This is a genomic window from Actinomadura logoneensis (genome assembly GCF_003428695.1).
GTDB lineage: Bacteria > Actinomycetota > Actinomycetes > Streptosporangiales > Streptosporangiaceae > Spirillospora > Spirillospora logoneensis.
Map to the genome: position 1 here is coordinate 1 of NZ_QURH01000433.1, position 908 is coordinate 908.

Genomic DNA, 908 nt, shown 5'->3' on the forward strand with positions numbered 1-908 from the left:
CCCGCGCGCGCAGGTCCGCCAGCCCCGGCCGGGCGTCGCGGGACGGAACGGGCGGCCCGCCCGGGACCAGGCCCTGCCCGCCTCCCGCGCCCGCGGCCTGCGGCACCGGCGGAGGAGGCGAACCTCCGTGCTGCTGGACGGCCGTCATGTCGTCCCGCCTCTCGTGAGCGTGATGGTCGTCCAGGCCCCGACGTGGACGCGGTCGCCCTCGCCCACCGGGACCTCCACGTTGTTCGGGATCGGCTCGGCCGAGCCGTTCACGCACGTGCCGTTGGCCGAGCCCGGGTCGACCAGCGACCAGCGGCCGTCCGGGCGGGCGAGCAGCACCGCGTGGGTGTGCGAGACGCCCGGATCCTCCGGCGGGTGGCGCAGGTCGATCTGCGGGTCGGTGCCGCGGCTCGGGCTGCGCCGCCCGATCAGCACCCGCTCCCCGGACAGCGGGATGCGGCGCTCCAGCGCGGCGGGCGGGAACACGATGCGCGCCGCGTCCGGGCCGTTCATCGCGATCACCGCGTCGTAGTACGCCCGGTCCGCGGTGACGACCGCGATCCACCCGCCGCCCGACGTCCCCGGCGGCGTGGAAGGGGTGGAGCCCGACGAGCCGGTCGACGCGCCCTGGAGACCGGGCGACGACGGGCCGTGCTCCGGAGGCTTGCGGGTCCCCGGCGGATCGGGCAGCGTCGGGATCTTGATCGGCCCGGACGGTTCGCGCGCCGCCGGGCGCGGGCTCGGCCGTCCGCCGCCCGTCGCGAAGTCGTAGCCGCACTGCTCGCAGAACCGGTCCGCGGCGGGCGTGCCGCAGTCCGGGCACGGCATACCGGGCACGCCCGCCGCCGGAGCGCCCGGAGCGCCCGGAGCGCCCGGCGCGGGCGGGGCCGCCGGGGACGCGCCCGGTGCGGACCCGCCCG

The 908-nt window shown here is 79.2% G+C and carries 1 protein-coding gene; it reads right to left on the reverse strand.

Annotation, left to right across the window (positions count from 1 at the left end):
* Positions 1–144 precede the first annotated feature (144 nt).
* Positions 145–908, reverse strand: a 764-nt coding sequence (locus tag DZF91_RS23135) for an FHA domain-containing protein (protein WP_147341293.1), incomplete at its 5' end; no start/stop codon positions are given.